The sequence below is a fragment of the Prevotella sp. HMSC073D09 genome (assembly GCF_001814145.1).
In the GTDB taxonomy this organism is placed as follows: Bacteria; Bacteroidota; Bacteroidia; order Bacteroidales; family Bacteroidaceae; genus Prevotella; species Prevotella conceptionensis.
Genome location: NZ_KV815124.1, coordinates 1 through 548 on the forward strand (window position 1 = coordinate 1; position 548 = coordinate 548).

The following is a 548-nucleotide window of genomic DNA, read 5'->3' on the forward strand; positions in this document are numbered from 1 at the left end:
AAAAATCGATTCTCGCGAAGGTTTGTTTTGGTGCCAAAAGGGGGTAGTTGTACATGTGGGCAAAATGAATTTTTATTTAAACCAACCGCCACTAACACCCATTTTTGGGGCTATTTGCAGCAAAATATAGTGCGTTTTGGTGCTAAACGCAGTGCAATATGGTGCTAAATGCAATGCGTTTTGGTGCTAAATGCAGTGCGTTTTGGCGCTAAACGCAAGGCATTTTGGTGCAAAATGCAAGGTAAAATGGTGCAAAATGCGCGGCGAAAAGCATAAATATCCGCCGCAAATGGTATAAACATAACCCTTTCGAGCTATGAAGAACATGGCTGAAAGGTGCGAAATAGTCGTTAAAAAGTGGGTTTTTAGGGGTAAAAAGCGGGTAATTGGACTTGAAAAAATACGAGGTGGCGACCAATCTAGAAAGGCTAAATGGTGCAAAACGCAGGTTTTATTCTTTAAAACAGACAAAACGCAAGGTGTGAAAAGCAAAAAATAGTGGCTATTTACCTGTTTTTTAACCCATATTTTCGCTAGAACGGAGCGAA

At 40.5% G+C, this 548-nt stretch carries 1 protein-coding gene; it reads right to left on the reverse strand.

Annotation, left to right across the window (positions count from 1 at the left end; genetic code table 11):
* Window positions 1–186 precede the first annotated feature (186 nt).
* Window positions 187–548 (reverse strand): hypothetical protein (locus HMPREF2955_RS16645; RefSeq protein ID WP_210401321.1); only part of this gene is annotated, 362 nt, incomplete at its 5' end.